The sequence below is a fragment of the Streptomyces sp. NBC_00637 genome, from assembly GCF_045161545.1.
Lineage (GTDB): Bacteria > Actinomycetota > Actinomycetes > Streptomycetales > Streptomycetaceae > Streptomyces.
Genome location: NZ_CP109046.1, coordinates 485,683 through 505,156 on the forward strand (window position 1 = coordinate 485,683; position 19,474 = coordinate 505,156).

The window sequence follows — 19,474 nt, forward strand, 5'->3', positions numbered from 1 at the left end:
CGGTGCGGCGCAGCGGGCGCGCAGGCCGTGTCATGACGCTGACCGGGCATCCCGACGGGCCCCTCTGGTACCTCCCGGGAACGCGGCCGCCTTCACCCGCCGAACTCGACGCGCGGCGGTGCCCTGCCGCCCGGTCTGTGCGACCCCCACGTGCACCTGCACGCCTTGGCCGCGGCCGCTCGCTCCGTCGGCCGCGGGCCACCCGAGGTGACCACCCCTCAGGAGCCGACCCGGGCCCTCTCGTCGCCGGCGCGGTCGTGTGGTCACGCCCGCTCCGGCACTCTTCGCCCTTCGCCCCCCGGGGCGTGTTCCCGGTCGTCGGATCGTCACCCGCACGGCTCGCCCCCCCATGAGAGGCCGAGGTCACAAGGGGTGAGCGGCCAAGGTCACAGCCGTGCCCCCTGCTGTCGCTCGGCCCGTCTGGCCTAGCATCCGAGCATGACGGTCCTGCCCGACGACGGGTTTTCGCTGGCCGCCGAGTTCCCTGACGCGACCCTTGAGCAGTGGCAGCGCCTCGTGGCGGGTGTGCTGCGCAAGTCGGGCAGGGACGTCTCGGACGCGGCAGCCGAGGAGGCCCTGTCCACCGCGCTGGAGGACGGGCTTCGCCTCCAACCCCTGTACAGCGCGCACGACTCCGCACCCGATCCCGGTCTGCCCGGTTTCGCGCCGTTCGTCCGCGGCGGTCGGGCGGAGGGGAACTCCGTCGGCGGCTGGGACGTGCGACAGCAGCACGCGACCGGCGGCGCGGTCCTCTCCGACCTGGAGAACGGCGTCACCTCGCTGTGGCTGCTCCTCGGCGACGGCGGCATCCCGGTCGCCTCGCTCGGCCGAGTGCTCGACGGGGTGTATCTCGACCTGGCACCCGTGGTCCTGGACGCCGGAAGCGAAGTCGGGGCGGCCGCACGGGAGCTGCTGCGACTGTACGAGGAGCGGGGCATCGCCCCGGAGGCGGCGCGGGGCAACCTCGGCGCCGACCCGCTGGGCCACGAGGCCCGCACCGGCGAGTCGTACGACTTCGCACCCGTGGCCGCTCTCGCGCGCCGCTGCGCCGAGGCGTATCCGGGACTGCGGGCGTTGACCGTGGACGCGTTGCCGTATCACGAGGCCGGTGGTTCGGCCGCGCAGGAGCTGGGCTGTTCGATGGCGACCGCGGTGGCCTACCTGCGGGAGCTGACCGAGGCCGGCCTGCCGGTGGAACACGCCTGCGCGCAGCTGGAGTTCCGGTACGCGGCCACCGCCGACCAGTTCCTGACCGTCGCCAAGCTGCGCGCCGCGCGCCGGCTGTGGGCGCGGGTCACCGAGGTCTGCGGAAGCGCCGCCGGACAGGTGCAGCACGCCGTGACGTCACCGGTGATGATGGCCCGTCGCGACCCGTGGGTGAACATGCTGCGCACGACCGTCGCCACCCTGGCGGCCGGGGTGGGCGGCGCCGACGCGGTGACCGTCCTGCCCTTCGATCACTCGCTCGGCCTGCCGGACGCCTTCGCGCGGCGCATCGCCCGCAACACCTCCACCATCCTCATCGAGGAGTCGCACCTGTCCCGGGTCGTCGACCCGGCCGGCGGCTCGTGGTACGTGGAGCGGCTCACCGACGAACTCGCCCACGCGGGCTGGGAGTTCTTCCAGGAGATCGAGCGGGCGGGCGGCCTGGCGGACTCCCTGCGCTCGGGCCGGATCGGCGAGGAGCTGGCGAGCACCTGGGCGGTGCGCAGCGCGCAGCTGGCCAAGCGGCGCGAACCCGTCACGGGTGTCAGCGAGTTCCCGGACCTCGCCGAGCGTCCGGTGGAGCGCGAGCCCGCACCCGCGCCCCGCTCCGGCGGACTGCCCCGGGTACGGCGCGACGAGTCGTTCGAGAGGCTGCGCGCCCGGTCCGACGCCCACGTCGCGGCGACCGGATCCCGCCCGCGGGTGTATCTGGCCGCCCTCGGCCCCGCCGCCGCGCACACCGCCCGCGTCGGCTTCGCCGCGAACCTGTTCCGGGCCGGCGGGATCGAACCCGTCACGGACGGCTCCTTCGCGGACAGCGGCGCCACCGAGGCCGTCCTCTGCTCCAGCGACGCGCTGTACGAGGAGCGGGCGGCGACCCTGGCCCAGGAGCTCAGGGACGCGGGTGCCTCGCACGTGTTCCTCGCGGGCCGCCCGGGGCGGTACCCCGGAGTCGACACATACGTCTTCGCGGGCTGCGACGCCGTCGCCGTGCTCACCGCCGCCCTCGACCGCATGGGAGTGTCCTGATGGGAATCCCCGACTTCTCCGGGATCGAACTGGGGACCCCGGCCGTGGACGGCGGCGCCGACGCGTGGCGCACGGCCGTCCAACAGGCCACCGGCGGTGACGAGCCGCTGTGGGAGACCCCGGAAGGCATCGCGGTCAAGCCGCTCTACACGGGCCGTGACCTGGAGGGCCTGGACTTCCTGGGCACCTACCCGGGCGTCGCCCCGTACCTGCGCGGCCCGTACCCGACGATGTACGTCAACCAGCCCTGGACGATCCGCCAGTACGCGGGTTTCTCCACCGCCGAGGAGTCCAACGCCTTCTACCGGCGCAACCTGGCGGCCGGCCAGAAGGGCCTGTCCGTCGCGTTCGACCTGCCGACCCACCGCGGCTACGACAGCGACCACCCCCGGGTCACCGGGGATGTCGGCATGGCGGGCGTGGCCATCGACTCGATCCTCGACATGCGCCAGCTCTTCGACGGCATCCCGCTGGACCGGATGACGGTGTCGATGACGATGAACGGCGCCGTGCTGCCGGTGCTCGCGCTCTACATCGTGGCCGCCGAGGAGCAGGGCGTACCGGCGGAGAAGCTGGCCGGGACCATCCAGAACGACATCCTCAAGGAGTTCATGGTCCGCAACACCTACATCTACCCGCCGAAGCCGTCGATGCGGATCATCTCCGACATCTTCGCCTACACCTCGCAGCGGATGCCCCGCTACAACTCCATCTCGATCTCCGGTTACCACATCCAGGAGGCGGGTGCGACGGCCGACCTGGAACTCGCCTACACGCTCGCGGACGGTGTGGAGTACATCAGGGCCGGGCGGGAGGCGGGGCTGGACGTGGACGCGTTCGCGCCCCGGCTGTCGTTCTTCTGGGCGATCGGCATGAACTTCTTCATGGAGGTCGCCAAGTTGCGGGCGGCGCGGCTGCTCTGGGCGAAGCTGGTGCGGCAGTTCGACCCGCAGAACGCCAAGTCGCTGTCCCTGCGCACCCATTCGCAGACCTCGGGCTGGTCGCTGACCGCGCAGGACGTGTTCAACAACGTGACCCGTACCTGCGTCGAGGCGATGGCGGCGACGCAGGGCCACACGCAGTCGCTGCACACCAACGCCCTGGACGAGGCGCTCGCGCTGCCCACCGACTTCTCGGCGCGCATCGCCCGCAACACCCAGCTGCTGATCCAGCAGGAGTCCGGCACGACCCGGGTGATCGACCCGTGGGGCGGCAGCGCGTACGTCGAGAAGCTGACGTACGACCTCGCCCGCCGGGCCTGGCAGCACATCGAGGAGGTCGAGGCGGCGGGCGGCATGGCCAAGGCGATCGACGCCGGCATCCCCAAGCTGCGCATCGAGGAGGCGGCGGCCCGAACCCAGGCCCGCATCGACTCGGGGCGCCAGCCGGTGATCGGCGTGAACAAGTACCGGGTCGAGACCGACGAGCAGATCGACGTGCTGAAGGTCGACAACTCCTCGGTGCGTGCCCAGCAGATCGCCAAGCTGCGGCGGCTGCGCGCGGAGCGCGACGAACGGGCCTGCCAGGACGCGCTCGACGCCCTGACCCGGGCGGCCGGCGGCGAGGGCAACCTGCTGGAGCTGGCCGTCGTCGCCGCCCGCGCGAAGGCCACCGTCGGGGAGATCTCCGACGCCCTGGAGAAGGTGTACGGCCGTCATGCCGGCCAGATCCGTACGATCTCCGGCGTGTACCGCAACGAAGCCGGAGAGTCCCCGTCCGTGGAACGCACCCGCACCCTGGTGGACGCCTTCGAGGAGGCCGAGGGCCGCCGTCCGCGCATCCTGGTCGCCAAGATGGGCCAGGACGGCCACGACCGCGGCCAGAAGGTGATCGCCACCGCCTTCGCCGACCTCGGCTTCGACGTGGACGTCGGCCCGCTGTTCCAGACCCCGGCCGAGGTGGCCCGTCAGGCCGTCGAGGCGGACGTGCACATCGTCGGCGTCTCGTCGCTGGCCGCCGGGCACCTCACCCTCGTGCCTGCGCTGCGGGAGCAACTCGCCGAGGAGGGCCGCGAGGACATCATGATCGTGGTCGGCGGGGTGATCCCGCCGCAGGATGTGCCCCTGCTGCTGGAGATGGGCGCGGCGGCCGTCTTCCCGCCCGGGACGGTGATCCCGGACGCGGCGTACGACCTGGTCGAACGGCTGGCGGCCGGCCTCGGGCACGAACTGTAAGCCCCATGGCCATCGACCTCGACACGTATGTGAAGGGTGTACTCGACGGCAGGCGGGCCCTGGTGGCCCGTGCGATCACGCTGGTCGAGTCCACCCGGCCCGATCACCGCGCGCTGGCCCAGGGGTTGCTGACCGAGCTGCTCCCGCACAGCGGGAAAGCGCGGCGGATCGGCGTCAGCGGGGTGCCGGGCGTGGGCAAGTCGACGTTCATCGACGCGTTCGGCACCATGCTCACCGCGCTCGGCCACCGGGTCGCGGTGCTCGCCGTCGACCCGTCCTCCAGCCGCACCGGCGGTTCGATCCTGGGCGACAAGACGCGGATGGAACGCCTCGCCGTCGACCCGGCGGCCTTCGTCCGCCCCTCCCCGACCTCGGGCACTCTGGGCGGGGTGGCCAAGGCGACGCGCGAGTCGATCGTGGTGATGGAGGCCGCGGGTTACGACGTGGTCCTGGTGGAGACGGTCGGCGTCGGCCAGTCGGAGACCGCCGTCGCCAACATGGTCGACTCGTTCCTGCTGTTGACCCTCGCCCGCACCGGTGACCAGCTCCAGGGCATCAAGAAGGGCGTCCTGGAACTGGCCGACGTGATCGCCGTCAACAAGGCGGACGGCCCGCACGAGCACGATGCCCGCGCCGCGGCACGCGAACTGGCGGGCGCCATGCGGCTCATGCACGGCAGGGACGCGGCCTGGACCCCGCCGGTGCTCAGTTGCAGCGCCCGCGAGGCGGCCGGCCTGGACACCGTCTGGGACCGCCTCGAACAGCATCGCACCCTGCTCGACTCCACCGGCCGGCTCGCCGCCAAGCGGCGCGGGCAACAGGTCGACTGGACCTGGTCGATGGTCCACGACGAGCTCCTCGGCCGCCTGCACGCCGCCCCGGCGGTACGGTCCCTGGCGCCCGCCCTCGAACAGCAGGTCAGGAGCGGCGAGTTGACGGCCACACTGGCCGCCGAACGCATCCTGAAGGTGTTCGGCGAAGAGGCGAACTGACGACCGTCCCCGACGCCCTTCGGCCGGGAGCGGCGCATTCCCCCTATTTCCACAGTTCTGTAAATAGGATTCGGGTTCCACCGCGTACCATCTCGAACAGTCCCGACCCGTCTCGACCAGGAGGAAGACCGTGGGAGTTTCCCTGTCCAAGGGTGGCAACGTATCCCTGAGCAAGGAGGCGCCGGGCCTCACCGCGGTCCTGGTGGGCCTGGGCTGGGACGTGCGGACGACCACGGGCACCGACTACGACCTCGACGCCTCCGCCCTGCTCCTGGACGCGTCCGGCAAGGTGCCGTCCGACCAGCACTTCGTCTTCTACAACAACCTCAAGAGCCCGGACGGTTCGGTCGAGCACACCGGCGACAACCTCACCGGTGAGGGCGAGGGCGACGACGAGTCGGTCAAGGTGAACCTCGCCGCCGTGCCCGCCGGAATCGACAAGATCGTCTTCCCGGTCTCCATCCACGACGCCGCGAACCGCGGCCAGAGCTTCGGCCAGGTCCGCAACGCGTTCATCCGCGTCGTCAACCAGGCGGGCGGCCAGGAGATCGCCCGCTACGACCTGAGCGAGGACGCCTCCACCGAGACCGCGATGGTCTTCGGCGAGCTGTACCGCAACGGCGCGGAGTGGAAGTTCCGTGCCGTGGGCCAGGGTTACGCCTCCGGGCTGGCCGGGATCGCCGCCGACTTCGGCGTCAACGTCTGACCGGGGAGGTCTCCTCGCCGGGGTCCTCCCTGAGATGCAGGCGCCGGACGTACGCGGTGCCCGAAGAGTGACGTCCGGGAGGACGCCCCGCGGCGGGGGCTCGGTGAGAATGCGCCGGTGACGAACGCCGAGGCAGCCCGGCCGGACACGCGAGGCCGGGGCCGCGCCGGTGCGCCCTGTCGCACCGCCGCCCCGGCGACCTCGTCTTCGACGCCCTGCTCGCGCCGGTCCTCGCCGTCGTCGCGACCGCTGGTTTCCGCACAGCCCCGTTTCGGCCCGCTCGTTGAGTATCCGTACTCAGGCGCGTCGGCGGGGCGTGGCACCACACTGAGGCTCCGATCGCCCTCACCGGAGGTTCCCTCGTGTTCAGCCGTGCCGTCACCGCCCTGACACCGCTCTTCGGGCGGCTCACCGTCACCAGTGAGATCAAGCTGCGCCTGCCCGCGGGGACGCTCTTCGTCGCCAACCACGACTCCATGGCCGACCCCGCCGTCGTCATGACCGCGCTGCGGCGGCTGGAACTCGAACCGGTGGTGATGGCGACCGCGGGACTGTGGCGCATACCGCTGCTCGGCAGAGCGCTGAGCCGGGAGGGTCACATCCCGGTCCACCGCCGTACGGCGCACGCGGCGCTGGCTCTCGACGCCGCCGCCGAGGCACTGGCCGGCGGCCGGCACGTGCTCCTCTACGGTGAGGGCCGCCTGCCGCGCCGCAGGGACGCGGCGGCCACCGCACCCGAGCCGTTCCGCACCGGGCTCGCCCGCCTGGCACAGGCGACCGGCGCACTGGTGGTGCCGGTGGGCCACGCGGGCGCCCGGCGGATCTCGTCGGGGTCGGCCGCGAAGCAGCTGGCGGGCACGTTGACGGCGCCGGTCCGGCGTCCGCACTGCCACGTCCACCTCGGCGCGCCGCTGCGGCTGCCCGCGGAGACGGAGCGCGGCACGGCGGCCGCCCGGCTCGCCGTCACCGCGGCCTGGCGGACGGCGGCACGCGCCGTGGGCGAACACCCGAGGTAGTCACGGGCGGCGCGGCTCCCCGAGGTCGTCCCGGCCGGACACCCCGAAGCCGGACACCCTGAAGCCGGGCACTGTGAAACCAGACATCCCGGACGGACGGGCCCCCGCTGCGGCCGTGGTAGACCGGGGTCGGGGTCCGTTCGTCAGAACGCTCTCACCGCTCCGTGGGCGGCGGGGCCGTGCTCTGTCGCAGCACCAGCCGCGTCGGTACGAGCGTCGTTCCGTGTTCCGAACCGTCCGGACGCATCTTGCGCAGCACGGCCTGGACGCAGAGCCGGCCGACCTCGGCGAAGTCCTGGTGCAGGGTGGTGAGCGGGGGCAGGAACGAGCCCGCCTCGGGGATGTCGTCGAAACCGATGACGCTGACGTCCTCGGGCACCCGGCGGCCGCCTTCGTGCAGGGCGCGCAGCAGGCCCAGGGCCATCTGGTCGTTGGCCGCGAAGACGGCGGTGCAGTCCTCGCGGGCGGCCAGTTCGAGGCCGGCCAGGTAGCCGGACTCCGCCGACCAGTCGCCCCTGACCAGCGGCGGCGCGGTGCGGCCCGCCTCGGTGAGGGCGGCCCGCCAGGCGTCCGCTCGGCGCTGCGCCGCGAACGAGCCGTCGGGACCGCCGAGGTGCCACACGGTCCGGTGGCCCAGATCGAGGAGATGCTGGACGGCGGTCCTGGTGCCGCCCGACTGGTCGGTGTCCACGACGGTGTAGTGGTCGCCGGCGTCGGAGTCCACGACCACGACCTGCACGTGCGGCGGGAGTTTCACGGTGGCGGCGTCCAGGAGATGGACCTCCATGATGACGATCACCGCGTCGACGGCCAGTTCCTCCAGCCGGGAGAACGCGCCGCGCACCTCGTCGGTGGTGGGGACAGCCACCGGGAGCAGGGTCACCGCGTAGCCCTCGGCGGCCGCCGAGGTCGCGATGGCCTCCAGGGTGCGCACGTTGCCGGTCGTGGACAGCGTGAAGGTGATGACGCCGATCGTGCGGAACTCACCGCGCTTGAGGGCGCGGGCGGCGCTGTTGGGCCGGTAGCCGAGTTCCTTCATGGCCTCGAGTACCTGCTGCCGGGTCTCCTCGTTCACGCCCGCGTAACCGTTGGAGACCCGGGAGACGGTCTGCGAGGACACCCCGGCGAGCCGCGCGACGTCCGCCATGGAGGCGGTGGCCCGGGCACGTCCCGACGCCCTGGCCGGTGTTCTTTCAGCCATGTCCACTCGGTGTGCCCACCTCTCTGTCGGCGCAGGTGCCACGGTCTCCCCGGAGGACCCTTGACCATCGTTATCAGGGCAGTGTAGACATGCCGCCATCAGATGTTTACGTAAACATAACAGCTTGCCGAGCCTCTTGCGTGGCTGATGTTTACGTAAACATCATGGTGGCGGTGGGGCGTTCGGAAATCTCCGCGCAACGCCGCCCCGGTTCCAGGACTGGACGAGCGAGGAACGACATGACGACGCTGCAACCGCCGGTGGCCGCCGAGCCGCGGCCGGCACCTCCCCCGGCGAAAGGGGACCGCCGCTCCTGGACGGGGTGGGGGTTCATCGGTCCCTTCGTGGCCGTGTTCGCCCTGGTCTTCCTGGCCCCGATCATGTACTCGATCTACCTGAGCCTCTTCCGGGACCAGCTGATCGGCGGCAACCAGTTCGTCGGGCTGGACAACTACACGCGGGCCTTCCAGGACGACGCGTTCTGGTCGGCGGTCGGCCGCGTGGCGCTCTTCCTGGTGATCCAGGTGCCGATCATGCTCGGCATCGCCCTGCTGGTGGCGCTGGCACTGGACAGCGGCCGGCTCTACGGCAAGAGCTTCTTCCGCATCACGATCTTCCTGCCCTACGCCGTGCCCGCCGTCGTCGCCACCCTGATGTGGGGCTTCATGTACGGCACCAAGTACGGCCTGGTGGGCGACATCAACTCCGCGTTCGGTGTCACCCTGCCCGACCTGCTCTCCCCCGGCTGGGTGCTCGCCTCCATCGGTAACATCGTGACCTGGGAGTTCGTCGGCTACAACATGCTGATCTTCTACTCGGCGCTGCGAGTCGTCCCGACCTCCCTGTACGAGGCGGCGGAGATCGACGGCGCCGGTCAGTGGCGGATCATCAGCTCGATCAAGCTGCCCGCGATCCGGGGCGCGCTCGTCATCGCGACGATCTTCTCGATCATCGGCAGCTTCCAGCTCTTCAACGAGCCGAGCATCCTGCGTCCGCTGGCACTGAACTCCATCACCACGGACTACACGCCGAACTTCTACACGTACTCGCTGTCCTTCAACGGCCAGCAGCACAACTACTCCGCGACGGTCGCCATCATCATGGGCGTCATCACGATGATCGTCGCCTACGTCGTCCAGCTGCGCGGCATGCGCAAGGGAGCGTGATCCGATGAGCACCTCTGTCACCGCCTCCCCCGCGAAGAACACCGCCCCGAGGCTGCGAACCCCCCGCACGAAGCACACCCCGGGCAAGCCGAAGCGCAATGTGCTGCTGACGGTCCTGATGGCCCTGATGGTCCTCTACACCGTGGTGCCGCTGATCTGGCTGGTCATCAACGCCACCAAGACCCAGTCGGGTCTGGCCGACTCCAACGGCCTGTGGTTCGCCCACGACTTCGCCCTGTGGGACAACATCCGGACCACCTTCACCTACCACGACGGCATCTTCGGCCGCTGGCTGCTGAACACCCTGCTGTACGTGGTGCTCGGTGCGGGCGGCGCGACACTGCTGGCCGTGCTGGGCGGGTACGCGCTGGCGAAGTTCCAGTTCCCCGGCAAGCGTGCGATCTTCGCCGTGGTGATCGGTGCGGTCGCCGTGCCGGCTACGGCGCTGGCCGTGCCGACCTTCCTGATGTTCAGCAAGATGGGGCTGACCGACACCCCGTGGGCGGTGATCATCCCGTCGCTCGTGTCGCCGTTCGGCCTCTACCTGATGTGGGTCTTCGCCGCGGAGGCGATCCCGACCGAGCTGCTGGAGGCGGCCCGGATGGACGGGGCGAGCGAGGTGCGGACCTTCTTCCAGGTCGCGCTGCCGCTGCTGGCCCCCGGGATCGTGACCGTGCTGCTGTTCACCACGGTCGCCACCTGGAACAACTACTTCCTCCCGCTGATCATGCTGAAGGACCCGAACTGGTACCCGCTGACGCTCGGTCTGAGCGCCTGGAGCTCCCAGGCGCAGACCATCGGCGGCGACGTGATCTTCAACCTGGTGATCACGGGATCCCTGCTCACGATCATTCCCCTGATCGCCGCCTTCCTGTTCCTCCAGAAGTACTGGCAGTCCGGCCTCGCCGCCGGAAGTGTCAAGGAGTGACGTGGGCCGCGCCCTCCAGCCCCACATTTGAGCACCACCCGCACCACCCCCACCCTCACCTGTCCCACCCACGAAGAAGTGGAAGCAGCCCCATGCGCAGAACAACGAGCCGCATCCTGCGCGGCATCGCCCTCGTCTCCACCCTCGCCCTGGGCGTCACCGCCTGCGGCGGCTCGGACGACGACTCCGACACGAAGGCCGTCTCCGCCGGCGACATCCAGGCCGCCCTGGACAAGGGCGGCGACATCACGGTCTGGGCCTGGGAGCCCACCCTGAAGACCGTGGCCGCCGACTTCCAGAAGAAGTACCCGAAGGTCAAGGTCAACCTGGTCAGCGAGCGCTCCGGCGACAAGCACTACACCGCGCTGTCCAACGCGATCTCGGCCGGCAAGGGCGTCCCGGACGTCGCCCAGATCGAGTACTTCGCGCTCGGCCAGTACTCCCTGACCAAGGGTCTGACCGACCTGGCGCCCTACGGCGCCGACAAGCTCGCCTCGAAGTACACGCCGGGCCCGTGGAACGCGGTCAGCGACGGCGACAAGGTCTACGGCCTGCCGATGGACTCGGGCCCGATGGCGCTGTTCTACAACAAGACGGTCTTCGACAAGTACAAGATCGCCGTCCCCACCACCTGGGACGAGTACCTGGACGCGGCCCGCAAGCTCCACAAGGCCGACCCGAAGGCCTACATCACCAGCGACCTCGGTGACGCGGGCCTCACCACCTCCCTGCTGTGGCAGGCCGGTTCGCGCCCCTACAAGGTCGACGGCACCAAGGTCGCCGTCAACTTCGACGACGCGGGCGCCAAGAAGTACGAGGCGGTCTGGCAGCAGCTGATCAGCGAGAAGCTGCTCGCCCCGGTCAACGGCTGGACCGACGACTGGTACAAGGGTCTGGGCGACGGCACCATCGCCACCCTGCCCACCGGTGCCTGGATGCCCGCCAACTTCGTCACCGGCATCCCGAACGCCAAGGGCCAGTGGCGCGCGGCGGCGATGCCGGCCTGGACCGCGGGTGACAAGGCGAGCGCGGAGAACGGCGGCAGCTCGCTGGCCGTCCCGGCGCTGGGCAAGAACAAGGAACTCGCCTACGCCTTCACGGAGTACGCCAACTCCGGCGCCGGCGTCGCCACCCGCATCGGCGAGGGCGCCTTCCCCGCCACCAAGGCCGAGCTCGAGTCTCCCGCGTTCCAGAGCAAGAAGTTCGACTACTTCGGCGGCCAGGAAGCGAACAAGATCTTCGCCGAGTCCGCCGCGAACGTGGCGAGCGACTGGTCGTACCTCCCGTTCCAGCCGTACGCCAACTCGATCTTCAACGACACCGTCGGCAAGGCCTACGTCTCCGGCACCAAGCTGGCGGACGGTCTGAAGGCCTGGCAGGACGCCTCGGTCAAGTACGGCGAGGAGCAGGGCTTCACCGTCGAGAAGTAGTCGTCGGCAAGCAGCCGGCAGACATTCGACACGCACTCGGCGAGCAGCCGAGAAGCACCAAACGCCGGGCGGCGCGGCACCCGGGCCGCGCCGCCCCCGTGCATCACCTTCGGAAGGACCGCCATGATCTCCACCCTCCAGTCCCGCATGCTGCGCGGGGCGGACGGTGACCCCGCTCCGCGTCTGGCGTACGGCGCCGACTACAACCCCGAGCAGTGGCCCCGGGACGTGTGGGAGGAGGACGTGCGGCTGATGCGGGAGGCCGGCGTCACCGTCGTCTCCGTGGGGATCTTCTCCTGGGCCCGGATCCAGCCGGGCCCGGACACCTGGGACTTCGGCTGGCTCGACGAGGTCATGGACCTGCTGCACGCGGGCGGGATCGGCGTCGACCTGGCCACCGCCACCGCCTCCCCGCCGCCGTGGCTGACCACGGCCCACCCGGAGATCCTGCCGGTCACGGCGAACGGCGAGACCCTCTGGCCGGGCGCCCGCCAGCACTGGCGGCCCACCTCCCCCGTCTTCCGTGAACACGCCCTGCGGCTGGTCCGGAAGATCGCCGACCGCTACCGGGACCACCCGGCGCTCGTCGCCTGGCACGTCTCCAACGAGCTGGGCTGCCACAACCTCTACGACTACTCGGACGACGCCGCCCGCGCCTTCCGGGTCTGGCTGCGCGCCCGCTACGGCTCGCTCGACGCCCTCAACCACGCCTGGGGCACCGCGTTCTGGTCGCAGCGCTACAGCGACTGGGAGCAGATCCTGCCGCCGCGGCTCGCCGCCTCGCACCCCAACCCGACCCAGCAGCTGGACTTCAAGCGGTTCTCCTCGGACGCGCTGAAGGACCACCTGATCGCCGAACGCGAGATCCTCAAGGAGATCACGCCCGACCTCCCGGTCACCACGAACTTCATGGTGATGGGCAACACCAAGGGCATGAACTACCCGGACTGGGCCGGCGAGATCGACTTCGTCTCCAACGACCACTACGTCCACCCCGGCCCGCAGGACCGCGACGAGCTGTCCTTCTCCGCGAACCTCACCAGCGGCATCGCGGCCGGCAAGCCCTGGTTCCTGATGGAGCACTCCACCAGCGCCGTCAACTGGCAGCCCGTGAACGTGGCGAAGCGGCCCGGCGACCTGGCCCGCGACTCGCTGCTGCACGTGGCGCACGGCGCGGACGCGGTGTGCTTCTTCCAGTGGCGGCAGTCGGCGGCCGGCGCCGAGAAGTACCACTCGGCGATGGTCCCGCACGCCGGCGAGGACAGCGACCTGTTCCGCGCGGTGGCCGCCCTCGGCGCCACGCTGAAGGCCCTGGCCCCGGTGGCGGGTTCGGAGCGGGAGCCGGCGGCCGTCGGCATCCTCTACGACTGGGAGTCGTGGTGGGCCAGTGAGCAGGACTCCCACCCCACCGCGCTGCTGGACTACCGGCAGGAGGCGCTCGACTGGTACTCGGCACTGCTCGCGCTCGGCGTGCGCGCCGACCTCGTCACCACCCGCGCCGACCTCTCCCGGCACCAGGTGCTGATCGCGCCCGTGCTGCACGTGGTGCCGGCCGAACTGGCCAAGGACCTCACCCGCTACGCGGAACAGGGCGGCCACCTCGTCACCACGTACTTCTCCGGGATCGTCGACGAGAACGACCACGTCTGGCTCGGCGGCTACCCTGGCGCCCTGCGCGACCTGCTCGGCATCCGCATCGAGGAGTTCGGGCCGCTGCTCGCCGGGGAGTCCGTGGAACTGGACGACGCCACCTCGGGCAGCCTGTGGACGGACCGGATCACCCTCACCGACGGCGACACCGAGGTGCTGGCGCACTACCGCACCGGTGTGCACGCCGGACGCCCCGCCGTCACCCGGCGCCGGGCCGGCGGCGGTTCGGCCTCCTACGTCTCCACCCGGCTCGGCGTCGACGGGCTGACCTCGCTGCTGCCGCGGCTGCTGGAGCCGGCCGGCGTCGGCAGCGAACTCCCGGCGGACGTCCGGGGGTCGGTCGAGCTGACGGTCCGCCGCGGCGCCGAAGGACGCTTCCTGTTCCTGGTCAACCGCACCGACGACACGGTGCCGGTGACCGGGCTGACCGGAGAGGTGCTGGTCGGCTCCGACGGCACCGAGGGCGCCCTCGTCCTCGGGCCGCGGGAGGTCGCCGTACTGCGCCAGCCGGGCGACTGACGTCACGCACCCCCTCACGACTCCTCGGCACGGCACCCGTGCCGAGGGCCATCCCCTCCTGTCCGCGCGACAGGAGGGGCCCACCACAGCGACCGCACCGCAGTTGGGAGCACAGATGGCACGCCGTACCCGCAGCAGACGGAACCTCGGGGCCGCCGCACTCACCGCGCTGGCCACCGGGGCCGCGCTCCTCAGCGTCCCCGTGCAGGCGCACGCCGAGGCCGCCGTCACCGTGACGCCGGATCCGTCCTACCAGCAGCAGAAGTTCGAGGGCTGGGGAACCAGTCTGGTCTGGTTCGCCAACGCCACCGGGGACTACCCCCCGGCGATCCGCGAGAAGCTCGCCAAGCTGCTCTTCGGCGACGACGGCCTCGCGCTGAACATCGCCCGGTACAACATCGGCGGCGGCAACGCCCCGGACGTCACGGACTACCTGCGGGCCAGCGGCGCCGTCGAGGGCTGGTGGAAGGCGCCCGAGGGCACCACCCGCGAGGACACCGACTGGTGGAGCGCGGACGACCCGGCCGACTGGAACAAGGACGCCGACGCCACCCAGCGCTGGTGGGTGGACCGCATCAAGAAGGACATCACCCACTGGGAGACGTTCAGCAACTCCCCTCCGTGGTTCATGACGGAGAGCGGGTACGTGTCCGGCGGCTTCAACGCCAACACCGACCAGCTCAAGACCGACTCCGTCGACGACTTCGCCGCCTACGTGGCGGGTGCGACGAAGCGGCTGGAGAAGGCCGAGGGCATCAAGGTCGACACCGTCGACCCGTTCAACGAGCCCAACACCGGTTACTGGGGCACGCGTCTGGGCGCCGACGGCCGGCCGGTCGGCGGCCGCCAGGAGGGCGCCCACATCGGCCCCGAGCTCCAGCAGAAGGTGCTCGCCGCGCTGGCGCCCGCGCTGAAGAAGGCGAAGACCAAGGCACAGATATCGGCGATGGACGAGACCAATCCGTCCATCTTCGCGACGAACTGGAACTCCTACTCGCAGGACTCCAAGGACCTCGTCGACCAGATGAACGTCCACACCTACGGCACCGGGCAGCGCACCACCGTGCGTGATCTCGCCAAGGCCGCCGACAAGCCGCTGTGGATGAGCGAGGTCGAGGGCGACTGGGGCGACGGGCAGAGCTTCACGGACATGCGTCCGGGCCTGGGGCTGGCCCAGCAGATGGTGAACGACCTGCGTGAACTGGAGCCCACCGCCTGGGTGTTCTGGCAGCCGGTCGAGGACTACGACAACATGAAGCCGGGCGGCGAGTCCGCGAAGGGCGGCAACTGGGGCTCCATCCAGCTCCCGTTCAGCTGCACGAGCGCCGACACCCTCCAGTCCTGCCCGATCTACACCAACACCAAGTTCGACACGGCCAGGAACTTCACGCACTTCATCAAGCCCGGCGACAAGCTGATCAAGGTGGACGACACCTCCAGCGCCGCCGCCGTGACCCAGGACGGCAAGGGCGCCTCGGTCGTCCACGTCAACAGCACCACCGCGGCCCGCACGGTCACCCTCGACCTGTCGAAGTTCCGCACCGTCAAGGGCAACGCGACCGTCACCCCGACGGTGACCAGCGCCGACGGCAAGCTGAAGCAGCAGGCCCCGGTCAAGGTCGTCGACGGCAAGGCCACCTACACCGTCCCCGCCCAGTCCGTGACCTCGTTCGCCGTCAAGGGTGTCTCCGGCGTCGCGAAGGACGCGGGTCTGTTCAGCAAGGGCCACTCCTACACGCTGACCGGCGTGCAGAGCGGCAAGGCGGTGACCGTCGGGGCCAACGGCACCAACCTGGTCATCGGCACGGCGAACGGCACCACCGCGCAGAACTGGCAGCTGGACGCCCGGTACGGCAAGACCGGCGCCCGCCAGCACTACGTCTTCGCCAACCCGGCCGAGGGCGAGCGCCTCGCCGTCCGCGACAACGTGCCGGTGGTCGAACCCGACACCGGCGAGCGTGACCCGGCCACCGAGTGGATCATGTCGACCACCGGCGACGGGACGTGGACCCTGGTCAATGTGGCCACCGGACGCCTCCTCGAGGTCGGCGGCCAGGCGACCAACGAGGGCGCCGCCGTCACGACCTGGCAGGCCAACTCCGGCACCAACCAGCGCTGGAGGGTCACCGACGTGACCCCGTGACCCCGGTCGGTCCGGATCCCGTCGAACCCGCCGGTCCCTTCAGTGGTGCCGGTCCTGCCGGCCGCTCTCGGTCCGGTCGGTTCTGTGGATCCGGGGTCTCCGCCCGCATCGCGATCGTCGCGATGCGGGCGGAGTGCTGTGCGGGGACGGTCGCCGGGATCCGCTCCAGGACCCCGCCCGCGAAGACGTCGTACAGCGGCAGCGTCTCCAGGTGGACATAGCCGATGTGGCAGTCGCAGACGGCGAGCGGGCAGGGCCGGGGACGCAGGGCGGCACGGTACGAACCGTCGTAGAGGTTGCCGAGTTCGGCGCGGACGAAGTGGCAGCGCCGGACGGTGCCCTCGCCGTCGACCGAGATCACCGAGTCGCCGGTCCGACACGGGAGCCCGGCGCTGGTGTGCGGGTGACGGCTGTACGGGAAGAGCGGGTCGAGGGCGGTCCAGCGGTCCGCCTCGGCGTCCTCGTAGGTGTGGCCCTCGGCGGCGTTGATCCACAGATAGACGTGCGCGGGCAGGTCGGCGCGCAGCCGGCGGGCGGCGTCGAGGTGCTCGGGCAGTCCGACGACGCCGACGCTGAACCGGATGCCCCGCTCCACCAGTTCGCGGCACTTGGCCAGGAAGCGGTCGTACGGCGTCTGGCCCGGGTGGTACGTGCACCACAGGGCCAGCGTGTCGGGGTCGGCCCCCGCGAGCCAGTCGGTGCGGCAGCCGAGATTGGTCTGGATGGCTACCCGGCGGATGTGCGGGAGGTGGGACAGGTCGGCGAGGGTGCGCCGGTACCAGGAGCGGACCAGGCCCTCTCCCCAGGGCGTGAACAGGAGCGAGAGCCGGTCGTCGGTGCGGGCCGCGGCCCACCGCGCGAACCGTTCGAGGGCGGCCCGGTCGGCGCGCAGTTGCTCCGTGCTGTCGCGCCGCTTGGCGAACGGACAGTAGGGGCAGTCGTAGTCGCAGGAGGCGAGCGGGCCGCGGTAGAGCAGGGTCAGGTCCATGGCGGCCGGTTCACTTCCGCTCGTAGGCGGTCATCGCGGCCCGCACGGCCGGGGAGAACAGCTCGGGGCCGATGGCGTCGGAGTGCGCGAGGCCTTCGGGGGTGAGCCTGAGGGCCGTCGGGTCCGTGTCGGTCAGCCAGCCACGGTCGGCGAAGCGTGCGAGTTCCGGGCCGAAGTCGTCGGCGGGCGCGCCGCCGAAGCGGGCCCGGTAGTCGTCCAGGCGCAGGCCCTCGGCCTGGAGAAGCGATTGGAGCAGGTGGCGACGGCGCGCCTCCTCGGGGTTCATACGGTGACCCACCTCGGCGTGGGCGAAGTCGGCGGCGCCGGTGGCGACGTAGTCGTCGATGATGCCCCGGATCCGGTGCATGCCGACGGCGTAGTCGAAGGAGTAGTGCAGGCCGGCCGTGTAGGAGCGGGCGCCGCAGCCGAGGCCGATCATGCCGTCGGTCTGGCAGGCGTAGTCGTCCGTGCCCTGTGGCGGGGCGTCGGTGCGGCGGAACATGCGCATGGACTGCTGGGTGTAGCCGTGTGCGAGGAGGTGGTCGCGACCCGCGCGGTACAGCCGCAGGCGCTGCTCGTCCCAGGCCGGGTCGGAGCCCGATGCCGCTCCCGGACCGGCGCCGCGGCGGTCGAGGCCGGTCAGGGGACGGACGTAGAGCGGGTAGAGGTACAGCTCCTCGGGCCGCCAGGCCAGGGCCGCGTCCAGCGAGTGCCGCCAGGTCCGCTCGGTCTGGCCGTCGATGCCGTAGATGAGGTCGATGTTGAGGACCGGGACGACGGTGTCGCGGACGCGGGCGAGGGCCGCCTCGACCTCGGCGCGGCGCTGTGGGCGTACTGCGGCCCTGGCCTCGGAGTCGACGAAGCTCTGCACGCCCAGGCTCAGTCGGGTGGTGCCCCGGTCGGCCAGGACCGCGAGGCGGTCGGCGGTGGCCGTGGCGGGCGAGGCCTCGACCGACAGCGGGACGGCACGGAGGTCGGCGCCCATGCGGTGCTCGGCGATGTCGCAGAGCCGGTCCAGCTCGGCGGCGGTGAGGAAGGTGGGGGTGCCCCCGCCGAAGGCGGCCGTGGCGAAGCGGACCTCGTCCGTCTCCCCCAGCGCCTCCCGCACGGCGGTCGCCTGCCGTTCCAGGGCGTCCAGGTAGGCGCCGGTCAGTCCGTCGGGGGCGCCGATGCGGGTGAAGAGGTTGCAGAAACCGCAGCGGACCTCGCAGAACGGGATGTGCAGGTAGAGGGAGAGCGTGTCCTTGGGCTCGTCCTCCCACAGGGTCTTCAGGGACGGTCGGTCGGGAAGCCCGCGGTAGGCCGTCTTGTGCGGGTAGGCGTAGACGTAGTGCTGGTACGGGCTGGTGGCGGTGGCCGACTCGGTGCTGCTCCGCTCGGCGGTGGCCGGTTCGGCAGTCGCCCGCTCGGCGGTGACCGGTTCGGCAGTGGTCGGCTCGGCGGTGACCGGTTCGGTGGTGGTCGGCTCGGCGGTGGTCGGCTCGGCGGTGGTCATCGGCCGGCCTCCGTCGGACGGGTCGCGGGGTCGAGGAAGAAGTGGGCGTACGGCACGGTCCACACGGACTCGTGGCCGAGGCGGTGGCCGGTGTAGCCGTCGTCGCCGTAGGCGGTGCCGTGGTCGGAGCAGACGATCGCGAAGCAGCGGCGCCTGCTGCTCGCGGCGGCGAACAGCCGCCCGATGTGCCGGTCCACGTACTCCAGCGCGGCGGCGTGCGTCTCGCGGCTGTCGCCGGCCTCACGCGTCGCGCCGGGCAGATGGAACCAATTCGGCTGGTGCAGGGCGGACACGTTGACGAAGAGGAACAGCCGCTGGTCGTGCGGGAGCCCGCGTACGACGCGCTCGGCGTGGGCGACCTGGTTCTCGAAGGATTGAGGCGAGGTGACGCCGAACTCCGGTGCCCAGTGGGACTCGTGGAACAGGCCGGGCAGCACCGAACCCAGTGGACCCCGCTTGTTGAAGAAGCCCACTCCCCCGATGCACACCGTGTGGTAGCCGTCCTTGGCGAGGCCCGAGACGAGGTCGGGGGTGTCGTAGACGTAGGTCCCGCCCGCGGTGGTCTCGCTGCCCGCGAAGCTCGCCGCGAACAGGCGCGGATGCGGTCCGGGGGCGGCCGGGGTCGGCAGGAACCCCGCGAAGATCGCCTGGTGGGAGGCGTAGGTGAAGCTGCCCGGCGCGTGCCGCTCCTCCCAGCGGCCGCCGGGGAGGTGGCGGGCCAGGTGGGGGATGCGGCCCGCGGCCGCCAGCTCGGCCGCGACGTCGTGGCGGAGTGTGTCGAGGGTGACGAGAAGGAGATCGTGGCTGCCCACCACCTCGTTCATGTCGGGC

Annotated in this window: 14 protein-coding genes; 10 read left to right on the forward strand and 4 right to left on the reverse strand. The window is 71.1% G+C overall.

Features of this window, described 5'->3' with window-relative positions; translation table 11 throughout:
• Window positions 1–438 precede the first annotated feature (438 nt).
• From OG440_RS02110 to OG440_RS02130, 5 genes are all read left to right on the forward strand, one after another.
• Window positions 439–2,235: a methylmalonyl-CoA mutase family protein gene (locus OG440_RS02110; RefSeq protein WP_406005093.1), complete on the forward strand. Its 1,797-nt coding sequence runs from the start codon at window positions 439–441 to the stop codon at window positions 2,233–2,235.
• The gene (gene scpA, locus OG440_RS02115; protein WP_406005094.1) at window positions 2,235–4,409 is read left to right on the forward strand and encodes a methylmalonyl-CoA mutase; all 2,175 of its coding nucleotides are present in this window, start codon (window positions 2,235–2,237) and stop codon (window positions 4,407–4,409) included. Before OG440_RS02110 ends, scpA begins: the two co-directional genes overlap by 1 nt.
• 5 nt (window positions 4,410–4,414) lie before the next feature.
• Window positions 4,415–5,401: a methylmalonyl Co-A mutase-associated GTPase MeaB gene (gene meaB / locus OG440_RS02120; protein WP_406005095.1), complete on the forward strand. Its 987-nt coding sequence runs from the start codon at window positions 4,415–4,417 to the stop codon at window positions 5,399–5,401.
• Window positions 5,402–5,531: 130 nt separating this feature from the next.
• The gene (locus tag OG440_RS02125; protein ID WP_406005096.1) at window positions 5,532–6,107 is read left to right on the forward strand and encodes a TerD family protein; all 576 of its coding nucleotides are present in this window, start codon (window positions 5,532–5,534) and stop codon (window positions 6,105–6,107) included.
• A 362-nt stretch (window positions 6,108–6,469) separates the two neighbouring features.
• A complete protein-coding gene (locus OG440_RS02130) occupies window positions 6,470–7,123 on the forward strand; it encodes a lysophospholipid acyltransferase family protein (RefSeq protein WP_406005097.1) in 654 nt (217 codons plus the stop codon).
• A 154-nt stretch (window positions 7,124–7,277) separates the two neighbouring features.
• Here OG440_RS02130 and OG440_RS02135 read toward each other — a convergent pair whose 3' ends face one another.
• Window positions 7,278–8,270 carry a LacI family DNA-binding transcriptional regulator gene (locus tag OG440_RS02135; protein ID WP_406011227.1) on the reverse strand — a complete coding sequence of 331 codons (993 nt, stop codon included), beginning with the start codon at window positions 8,268–8,270 and terminating at the stop codon, window positions 7,278–7,280.
• Between the two features lie 293 nt (window positions 8,271–8,563).
• Between OG440_RS02135 and OG440_RS02140 the strand changes: the two genes are divergently transcribed.
• From OG440_RS02140 to OG440_RS02160, 5 genes are all read left to right on the forward strand, one after another.
• The gene (locus tag OG440_RS02140) at window positions 8,564–9,490 is read left to right on the forward strand and encodes a carbohydrate ABC transporter permease (protein WP_406005098.1); all 927 of its coding nucleotides are present in this window, start codon (window positions 8,564–8,566) and stop codon (window positions 9,488–9,490) included.
• 4 nt (window positions 9,491–9,494) lie between these two features.
• On the forward strand, window positions 9,495–10,418 hold the full coding sequence (locus OG440_RS02145) for a carbohydrate ABC transporter permease (RefSeq protein WP_406005099.1): 924 nt from the start codon (window positions 9,495–9,497) through the stop codon (window positions 10,416–10,418).
• Window positions 10,419–10,510: 92 nt separating this feature from the next.
• Window positions 10,511–11,848: an ABC transporter substrate-binding protein gene (locus OG440_RS02150; protein WP_406005100.1), complete on the forward strand. Its 1,338-nt coding sequence runs from the start codon at window positions 10,511–10,513 to the stop codon at window positions 11,846–11,848.
• Window positions 11,849–11,971: 123 nt separating this feature from the next.
• The gene (locus OG440_RS02155) at window positions 11,972–14,017 is read left to right on the forward strand and encodes a beta-galactosidase (RefSeq protein ID WP_406005101.1); all 2,046 of its coding nucleotides are present in this window, start codon (window positions 11,972–11,974) and stop codon (window positions 14,015–14,017) included.
• A gap of 115 nt (window positions 14,018–14,132) precedes the next feature.
• Window positions 14,133–16,160 carry a glycoside hydrolase gene (locus tag OG440_RS02160; RefSeq protein WP_406005102.1) on the forward strand — a complete coding sequence of 676 codons (2,028 nt, stop codon included), beginning with the start codon at window positions 14,133–14,135 and terminating at the stop codon, window positions 16,158–16,160.
• On the opposite strand, the gene OG440_RS02165 is transcribed toward OG440_RS02160, so the two are convergent.
• The 3 genes from OG440_RS02165 to OG440_RS02175 are packed head-to-tail and all read right to left on the reverse strand — an operon-like array spanning window position 16,141 to window position 19,467.
• Window positions 16,141–17,148: an STM4011 family radical SAM protein gene (locus OG440_RS02165; RefSeq protein ID WP_406005103.1), complete on the reverse strand. Its 1,008-nt coding sequence runs from the start codon at window positions 17,146–17,148 to the stop codon at window positions 16,141–16,143. The genes OG440_RS02160 and OG440_RS02165 overlap by 20 nt on opposite strands.
• Window positions 17,149–17,158: 10 nt before the next feature.
• Window positions 17,159–18,643: an STM4012 family radical SAM protein gene (locus OG440_RS02170; RefSeq protein ID WP_406005104.1), complete on the reverse strand. Its 1,485-nt coding sequence runs from the start codon at window positions 18,641–18,643 to the stop codon at window positions 17,159–17,161.
• Window positions 18,640–19,467, reverse strand: a complete 828-nt coding sequence (locus tag OG440_RS02175; protein WP_406011228.1) for an STM4013/SEN3800 family hydrolase — start codon at window positions 19,465–19,467, stop codon at window positions 18,640–18,642. The genes OG440_RS02170 and OG440_RS02175 overlap by 4 nt, the downstream gene beginning before the upstream one ends.
• Window positions 19,468–19,474 lie beyond the last annotated feature (7 nt).